This window comes from Pararcticibacter amylolyticus, assembly GCF_003130405.1.
GTDB classification, from domain to species: Bacteria; Bacteroidota; Bacteroidia; order Sphingobacteriales; family Sphingobacteriaceae; genus Arcticibacter; species Arcticibacter amylolyticus.
On sequence record NZ_QEAS01000021.1, the window covers coordinates 30,835 to 39,170 of the forward strand.

Sequence of the window (8,336 nt, forward strand, 5' to 3'; positions counted from 1 at the left end):
CATCTTCTCGCTCTCTCATACTGCACCGGCCAACTGATCTCAGCGCCAAGTTCACGGGCAGCGTGCAGGGGAAAATAAGGATCACGCAGCATTTCACGGGCGAGCAGCACAATATCCGACCTGCCGTTGGCCACAATCGCCTCCGCCTGTTTTGGCTCAGTGATGATGCCCACAGCACCAGTCATGATATCAGCCCCTTTACGGATCGCTTCTGCAAATTCTACCTGGTAATCAGGACCTGCAGGGATTTTTACATTAGGGATATTCCCCCCCGAAGAACAATCAATAAGATCCACCCCTTTCTCTTTCAGCAAAGCAGAGAGCTTCACAGAATCGATACTTGTCCAACCGCCTTCTACCCAATCTGTAGAGGATATCCTCACAAATAAAGGATATTCCTCCGGCCAGGCTTTCCTGACAGCCTCGGTCACTTCAAGCAGCAATCTTATCCGGTTCTCAAAAGATCCACCGTAAAGATCTGTTCTGAAATTAGAGAGAGGAGAGAGGAACTCGTGCAGCAGATAACCATGAGCTGCATGGATCTCCAACACTCTGAAGCCAGCCTCCAGGCATCGTTTGGCAGCCGCGTGAAAATCAATAATCACATTCTCTATCCCTTCAGGAGTAAGAGCATGCGGCAGCCAGTCGCCTTCAGAAAACGGCACCGCACTCGGTGCAAGTGTTTGCCAGCCGCCTTCCGCAGGAGGAATATAATGATTCCCGTTCCACGGGGAAGTTTTGCTGGCCTTTCTCCCGGCATGGGCAATCTGTATCCCCGCAACAGTTCCCTGCGAATGAATAAAATCAACAATTCGCCTGAGCGGAATAATATGTTCATCCTTCCAGATTCCAAGATCTCCGGGGGAGATACGCCCTTCGGGTGAAACTGAAGTGGCTTCGGCCAGTATCAGCCCTGCACCACCGACAGCCCGGCTGCCCAGATGAACAAAGTGCCAGTCGTTAGCAAACCCATCATCTGCAGAATACTGACACATAGGAGACACCGCGATGCGGTTTTTCAATTCTATATCTCTGATTTTTAAAGGTGTGAAAAGCGCCGACATAATTATAATAATTAAGAATGACAACTTAGAAACAATATCTGTTCCGGTTTAGTTTAAAACCAGCTATTTAGAAGAAATTGGCTTCACTGTATACCCCGATTGGGTCAGGAGATGCAACAGGCCCTGTTCACCCGGTAAATGACCTGCCCCAACAGCAATGAAAGTAGTTCCGCTCTGCAGGATAGACGGAATCTTTGTCATCCACGCCTTGTTCCGTTTGATAAGCAATGCATCCATTTCCTGAGGGTTCATATCTTTATTATCCTTGAAATCCTGTTCCACCTCGTTCAAATCCTGTTGCTGGTAATGCCTGAAGAGCACAGCCGACTCTCTGATCATCCGTTCCTTTTCCCTGACTGTAAGAAGAAGCAATTCCTTCTGTCTTTCCATCGGTAGATCAAACAACAGCCTGGCCTGCTCTTCAACGGTTTCAAACGCCGTCACCTTTTTATTCACCGCCTTTGCTTCACTCTGGAAATACATATCAAGAGCAGGGTTTGACGGGGATATATCTTTCGGAACAAGCATCATCACAATAGTCATCTGTACCGCTATCGGCTTAAGCTGATTGAGCTGCACCAGCCCCACTCCCATCTTTTCTTTAACCACGGCATCCACCTCCCCAAATTCCGCCTGCGTTAAGATCTTATCCAGAGAAGTTCCCTGCAGAAGCATAAACGGCATCATCTTTTGAACCATCGTTTCGTCTGTCAGCACTTCTCCTACTACCGTCTTCGACTTATCAAACTGCTTTTTAACCCCCGGAAGCGAATCCAGGAAACTCTTGCCGGCAGCATGATAAGTTCCAAAAATGTAAGAAGGTTCTTTAAGTCCCTTTCCGCTGATCTCCCACAACAGGCTGTTTCCTTTCTGCACAGCTTTCGGAGTTTGAGCAGAAATATGAAACACCACCAGCCAAGCCAGAGCTATTGAAAACACGACATTTTTCATACTCCGAATTTCACCCAGGCTTCTCCTTCAAAGCCGAAAATAAACTGTTTAGGCTGTATAATCTCCGCCAGCATCTCAAGGGAATCAATTATCGCAGGCGACAGGAGGTGGATATACTTTTTACCATCAAGGATATACACCCGGTTATTTTTAACTGCCGGCAGGTCATTCCATCCATCCAGTCCGAACAGGAAATTAATCTCACGCACAGTCATTTCAACCGTATTGCCCGGCACCGCAATTAAAATAACCTCCGGCTCCAAAGATTCCAGGACATCATACCACAGGCCGCCCTGTCTACCAACAGGTTTTCCGCCGGCGATTGAAATCAGTTCAGCTATAATACCACCATTCGTTTCAAGCGGCGACAAACCCGTAATACAGACGACAGAAGGCCGGTCTTCCACAAACTTAAGCTTATGCCGTATAATCTCTGTACGCTCTTTCAGTTCTTCAACAAGCACCTCCGCTCTTGCTGTCACACCATAATTCTCAGCAATATGCAGGACATGCCCGAATATATCATCAATGGAAGAAGGACGCGAAGAAAGCGTTTCCGCAATTCCCGCGTTCTCCGCAGCCGCAAGGGCTTCTTCCTCAAGACCTAAAGCGACCAGAATATCCCGAACGGCCCTTGAAGAAGATTCAGTACTATAATTTGACATTCTCTTTTTTCCGCAAAGGTATAAAGATAGTTTAATTAATTTCCGCTACCCATACCCTGACCTCCCTGGCCCCCCTGACCGTTATCCTGCTTTAAATCATCGTTATTTACCCCCCTCTTCTTACGCGGTTGAGGAGTAAAGTTTACCTTTCCAAAAGAATAGCTGAAATTAATTCCTACCGAACGGAAAGGAATTGAAAAGTCAGATTCCTGAACCAGCCTTCCGGTATTAACCTTCGATCTGAAATGCTTGTTCTCATTAAACGGATCCACTACATTGATCCCGATCTTCGCCTTCTTGTTCAGGAATTGCTTATTGAACGACATCACCCACATACTGAAAGAAGGATTCTCTCCCTGAAATGTACGCCGGGGAGAATTGAGGATCATAAAAGTCTCCGCCACAAAATTAGCAGGAAAGTTAAAGGAACCACTGATAAAAGCCTTATACTGCGCATAGGTTTTCGATGTTGCAGCGTAGTCAGTAAATGCATTCGACGCCGTTGGCTTGTAAGTAAACACATCTACATTCCCCCTCAGCGTCAGGTTCTTCACAGGATTTACAGAACCATATAAACTGGCACCAAACGAATTATTATCCCCTGTATTATCATAAGTAGTGAACACCACCTCCTTACCGTTATAAGTATCCGGCTTCGCAAAGCTCTCGATAATGTCGGTAGTATGCCTGAAATACACCGAGGTATTGATCATCGATCCGGGCGACGGCATCGCCGAATAATTCAGTTCCAGCGAATGAGTCACCTCAGGCGCAAGCTGTGGGTTTCCCTGGCGCTGAGACTGTTCATTGCTGACATCTCTGAACGGGTTCAGGAACTGCAGGCTTGGCCGCTGGATCCTCTTGCTGTAGCTAAATCTCACTGACTGGAAATTCTTCAGAGTTTTTGAAATAGCAAAGCTCGGAATGAAGTTGGTATAGTCGTTGGAAGCCGGGGCAACGCCCGAAGCCGCATTTTCCGACCGGCCCTCAATGTCTGTATATTCAACACGTCCGCCAACCTGCAGGCCCACTGTTTTCGACATCTGCAGGCTCAGCACTGTATATCCAGCGTAAACATCCTGATTATAGGTATAGACGTTAGAAAGCAAATCATCAAAGACAAAACCATCCCCCGCAACAGTATAAAAGTTAGAAGGGCTCTTAATATCTCTGAATATCCCTTTTCCCCCGGCCTCAATTTTCACCACTTTGCTTAGTGGAAGAGTATAGTCCAGCTGAGCGGTATATTCGTCATTTTTTGCATGGTTATCCCCCCGTACGTCAGCAAAAACATCCGAAGAATAAAGAGTAAAGAAATCAGTATTATTCAAACTATGGCTCCACTGTCCGGCCAGGCTCAGTTCATGCCCCTGAGTTTTAAACTTGTGAGTATAATCAGCATTCCAGTCGAAACCGCCGAACTTCGTTTTATTGTAATTATCCCTCTCATACGCTTCCAATGCGACCGAGTTATCGCTCCTTGAATTACTGGTCGTTCCGTCAGTCTTAAACCGGCCTTCATTCAACCGGATGCCGGTAGATAAGCTGTTAAAATCATTAAAATCATAACTGACATTTCCCGACGCCATATACCCGTAGCGGCTGGTGCGGCTGTTGCCTCTCTGCAATTGCTCCGTTCCGGATGAAGGCGTGAAACTGTTAAAGAAAAGATTCGTCGTCTGAGGCCAGGTAGCATTCCCGCCAAAATTTGTGGTTACACTCAACTTATTCTTATTCACATTCAGGTTAGCATTCCCGTTATTCTGCCGGGTACCTACTCCACCGCTTATAGATCCGCTCACCCCGCTCATTTCCTTTTTCTTGGTAATGATATTGATGATACCTCCGGAACCTTCAGCATCATACTTGGCAGAAGGGCTAGTGATCACCTCAACATTCTTGATCTGGTCAGCAGGCAGCATTCTCATCGCATCTGCCGCACTGGCCGCTACAGCGCCAGTTGGCTTTCCATTGATCAGGATCCTGACGTTCTGATTGCCCCTTAAGGAAATATTTCCGTCCTGGTCTACCGAAACCATGGGTACCTTCCGCAACACATCGCCCGCATTTCCTCCCGATACCGTTGCATCTTTTTCTGCATTGTACACCACCTTGTCTACCCGGTTTTCCACTACCGGAACCTCTCCGGTTACAGCAACTTCCTTCAGTACATTCGCAGAAGGTAAGAGCAAAAGCTTGCCTGCATTCTGTTCCAGCTTGCCAGCCTCAGCCGTTACCTTCACAGACTTAGCCTGATATCCCATAAAAGAAACCGTCAGCTTATACTGGCCCGGTGTAACATTCGCAATCTTAAAATTCCCCTTTCCGTCTGTAAGGGCTCCGTTTATATTTTTTGTAGTACCCCACCTGGCAAGCGATACTGTGGCATACTCCACTGGTTTTCCACTCAGCGAATCGATCACCTGCCCGGCAATCCTGCTCCCTGTCTGTGCCATCCCGGCAGGCGGTGCTCCCGCAGCCGGTGCCTGGGCAAAAACCACACTACAGCTCCATAAAGCAGCGATCAATAAATAAAAAGACTTCATCGTGTTGATTATTTTTCAATATTAGTTGTACAAGGCCGGTGTTTGTTACAGGCAAATTGTTATTTCTGTTAATCCAACAAACCGGCGTAGCTCCTCACTACGCCGGTTTATCTGCATACAAATGCTTTTTCTGGGGTTTCTCAGACCTCACCAATCCCCTTCCGCATATTAACTCTCTCTTCACAAGGTCCCCGCCGCTTTCAACAGCCGATTGCCAATAGCTAACTGCCGAAAGCTATTCGCTCTAAACCACAATATTTACAATCCTTCCCTTAACCACAATCACTTTCTTCGGTGTTTTCCCGTCAAGGTATTTCTGGACATCAGCATTTTCCAGAACAAGCTTTTCCACCTCAGGCGCCTCCATCGTCAGCGATATGTTCAGGTTAAGACGCATTTTGCCGTTCACCGAGATCGGATAAGCAAACTCGTCCTCCACCAGGTGGGCAGGGTTAAACTGAGGATAAGAAGCATAAGACAGTGATCCCTGCTCATTCCCGAGCAAATGCCACAGTTCTTCTGTGATATGAGGAGCATAAGGCGACAGCACCACTAAGAGATCCTGCAGGATACTCCTTTTATTACACTTCAGATCGGTAAGCTCATTAACACAGATCATAAAACTAGATACCGATGTATTAAAGGAAAAACGCTCGATATCCTCTTCCACCTTGCGGATAATCTTGTGCAGGGATTTCAATTCAGCCTTAACCGGCTCCTGGTCAGAAACAGCCAGCTCAAACTGGTCATTATGAAATAACTTCCAGAATTTCCTCAGGAACTTAAATACTCCCTCAATGCCATTGGTATTCCAGGGCTTACTTTGCTCAAGCGGTCCCAGGAACATCTCGTATAAGCGGAGGGTATCAGCCCCATAACGTTCAATAATGTCATCAGGATTTACCACGTTGAACTTTGACTTCGACATCTTTTCAACCTCCACACCACAGATATACTTCCCGTTTTCCAGAATAAACTCGGCATTCTCGAACTCTGGTCTGAATTTGCGGAACTTCTCAATATCCAGCACCTCGTTCTCCACGATATTTACATCAACATGAATCGGTGCAGTATGGTACTGATCTTTAAGGCCATGAGAAACAAAAACATGCGTACCTATCCCATCCTCGTTGATCAGGCGGTAAACAAAGTTCGATCTTCCCTGGATCATCCCCTGGTTGATCAGCTTCTTAAAAGGCTCTTCTTCCTGCACATAGCCCATATCTTTCAGAAACTTGTTCCAGAAACGGCTGTAAAGCAAGTGTCCGGTAGCATGTTCCGAACCTCCTATATAAAGATCCACATCCTTCCAGTATTCTATAGTCTTCGCAGGTGCGAAAACATCCTCCTTCCTGTCTTCCGGGGAAGCCATGTACCGGTACCAGTACCAGCTCGACCCGGCCCAGCCAGGCATTGTACTCAGCTCATAGGGAAGCCCCTCCCTGTATTTCCAGTCAGTAGCCCTCCCAAGCGGAGGATCCCCGGCTTCGGTGGGAAGATATTTATCAACCTCCGGCAACACCAGCGGAAGCTCACTTTCTTCAATCAGATGCGGAAGTCCGTCTTTAAAATAAACCGGAACCGGCTCTCCCCAGTAACGCTGACGACCAAAAATCGCATCGCGCATGCGATACTGGATCTTTGCTTTACCAGCACCCAACTCCTCCAGCTTAGCGATCAGGGCCGGAACCGCTTCCTGGTATGTCATCCCGTTAATAAAATCCGAATTCACATACGTCCCTTCTTTAGTCGCATCCGCTGCATGCTCAACATCCTTCTGGGCATCCAGTATCTGGATGACAGGCAAATTAAAATGCCTTGCAAAAAGCCAGTCACGCTGGTCACCCGAAGGTACTGCCATCACAGCACCCGTGCCATAACCGGCCAGGACATAGTCAGCAATCCACACCGGTATCCGTGCTCCGTCTAAAGGATTTAACGCATAACTCCCCGTAAAAGCGCCCGACACAGATTTCGTATCGGCCATCCTGTCAAGCTCCGTCTTCTTTTTTGTCTGGGCTATATAATTTTCGATTTCTTCTTTCTGTCCGGCGGTTGTAAGCACCGGCACAAGCTCATGCTCAGGTGCGATCACCAGGAAAGTCACACCGAAAATCGTATCTACACGGGTAGTAAAAACCTCAATAAAGTTCAAAGGAGAAAGTTCCGGATTTAAGGCTGCGCCCGAGCCTCCGGCTTTTATTGTCTCGCTCTCCAGCGCAAACTTCACACTGGCCCCGGTGCTCTTCCCAATCCAGTTCCTCTGCATTTCCTTCAGAGGCTCAGGCCAGTCTATCGTGTCAAGCCCTTGCAGCAGACGATCAGCATACGCAGTGATCCTCATGCTCCACTGCATCATTTTCTTTTGTTCTACCGGGTAGCCCCCTCTTTCAGAAACACCCTCCTTCACCTCATCGTTGGCAAGTACGGTCCCCAGTGCAGGGCACCAGTTCACAGTGCTTTCCTTCAGATATGTCAACCGGTATTTCAGAAGCTCTTCCTGCTGCTCATTACTGCTCATTGCCTTCCACTCTTCCGCGCTGAATGTCTTCACATCCTCGTCGTGAACAGCTTTAATACCCTTGCTGCCACTTGTTTCAAAATGCCTGACAAGTTGCTCTACTGGTTCAGCCTTGTCAGCTTCCAGGTTATACCAGGAGTCAAACAGCTGCATAAATATCCACTGAGTCCACTTATAATAGCCCGGATCACTTGTGCGAACTTCCCTGCTCCAGTCAAACGAAAACCCGATCTGGTCAAGCTGCCTCCTGTACGTAGCAATATTCTGCTCAGTTGTCAGAGCCGGATGCTGACCGGTCTGGATGGCATACTGTTCTGCAGGCAACCCAAACGAATCATATCCCATAGGATGTAATACATTGAATCCCTTCAGTCGTTTATAACGTGCAAAAATATCTGAAGCGATGTATCCCAGCGGATGCCCTACATGCAAACCTGCACCCGATGGATACGGAAACATATCCAGCACATAATACTTGGGTTTTTCAGAACTGTTATCAACTTTGTAAGTCTGTTTATCAGCCCAAAACTGCTGCCATTTTTTCTCAATGTCTCTAAACTGGTAATCCATGTCGCGAAAATAGCAAATG

General features: G+C 47.3%; 5 protein-coding genes. All 5 read right to left on the reverse strand.

The features are described from left to right. On the reverse strand, positions 1-1,064 hold a 1,064-nt coding region (locus DDR33_RS20825; protein ID WP_109417801.1), incomplete at its 3' end, for an NADH:flavin oxidoreductase/NADH oxidase. A 63-nt stretch (positions 1,065-1,127) separates the two neighbouring features. Continuing rightward, entirely contained in the window at positions 1,128-2,015 is an 888-nt protein-coding gene (locus DDR33_RS20830; RefSeq protein WP_109417738.1) for a TraB/GumN family protein, read from the reverse strand. Continuing rightward, positions 2,012-2,680, reverse strand: coding sequence for an ABC transporter substrate-binding protein (locus DDR33_RS20835; protein WP_109417739.1), 669 nt, complete (start codon positions 2,678-2,680; stop codon positions 2,012-2,014). Before DDR33_RS20835 ends, DDR33_RS20830 begins: the two co-directional genes overlap by 4 nt. 35 nt (positions 2,681-2,715) lie before the next feature. Then, positions 2,716-5,226: an outer membrane beta-barrel family protein gene (locus DDR33_RS20840; protein ID WP_109417740.1), complete on the reverse strand. Its 2,511-nt coding sequence runs from the start codon at positions 5,224-5,226 to the stop codon at positions 2,716-2,718. Between the two features lie 244 nt (positions 5,227-5,470). Then, positions 5,471-8,317 (reverse strand): leucine--tRNA ligase, encoded by a 2,847-nt coding sequence (leuS, locus tag DDR33_RS20845; RefSeq protein ID WP_109417741.1) that lies wholly within the window; start codon positions 8,315-8,317, stop codon positions 5,471-5,473. Positions 8,318-8,336: the final 19 nt, after the last annotated feature.

Coding starts and splice junctions, on each gene's coding strand:
- DDR33_RS20835 (WP_109417739.1), bottom strand. CDS start 2,680: ATGTCAAATTATAGTACTGAATCTTCTTCAAGGGCCGTTCGGGATATT.
- leuS (WP_109417741.1), bottom strand. CDS start 8,317: ATGGATTACCAGTTTAGAGACATTGAGAAAAAATGGCAGCAGTTTTGG.
- DDR33_RS20830 (WP_109417738.1), bottom strand. CDS start 2,015: ATGAAAAATGTCGTGTTTTCAATAGCTCTGGCTTGGCTGGTGGTGTTT.
- DDR33_RS20840 (WP_109417740.1), bottom strand. CDS start 5,226: ATGAAGTCTTTTTATTTATTGATCGCTGCTTTATGGAGCTGTAGTGTG.